Origin of the sequence: Vibrio sp. 1641 (genome assembly GCF_033339995.1) — a bacterium.
Classification (GTDB): Bacteria; Pseudomonadota; Gammaproteobacteria; order Enterobacterales; family Vibrionaceae; genus Vibrio; species Vibrio alginolyticus.
The window spans coordinates 1-527 of sequence record NZ_JAWOVP010000488.1 but is presented as its reverse complement, the minus strand read 5'-3'; the positions used below and the strand labels follow the sequence as shown (position 1 = coordinate 527).

The window sequence follows — 527 nt, the reverse complement described above, 5'->3', positions numbered from 1 at the left end:
CTTTCTGCACGAAGGATAGCTTTAAAGTCCATTAATGCTGTGTCGAAATCATCATTCACGATGACGTAGTCATATTCGCTGTAATGTGAGATTTCCGATTTTTCTTCAGCCATGCGCTTGGCGATGACTTCTGCGCTGTCTTGACCACGAGTATTTAAACGACGTTCAAGCTCACCGTTTGAAGGTGGCAGAATGAAGATGCTTTTTGCTTCTGGCATTTGCTCACGAATTTGGCGAGCACCTTGCCAGTCGATATCTAGGAATACATCGATGCCTTTCTCTAGCGTTTCTTCAATCCATACGCGAGACGTACCGTAATAGTTGCCAAACACTTCGGCGTATTCTAGGAAGTCGCCTTTAGCAATCAGAGTTTCAAACTCTTCTTTTGCGACGAAGTGGTAGTGGACACCGTCTTCTTCACCAGGACGCATGTTGCGAGTAGTGTGAGACACAGACACTTTCATTGCGTATGTTGGATTACGTTCCAACATTGCTGAGATCAAGCTAGATTTACCTGCGCCGCTAGG

General features: G+C 45.5%; 1 protein-coding gene. It reads right to left on the bottom strand.

All coding sequences use genetic code 11. The features are described from left to right. A partial coding sequence (gene gmk / locus R7Z47_RS26720; protein ID WP_318131008.1) for a guanylate kinase occupies positions 1-527 on the bottom strand: 527 nt, incomplete at both ends.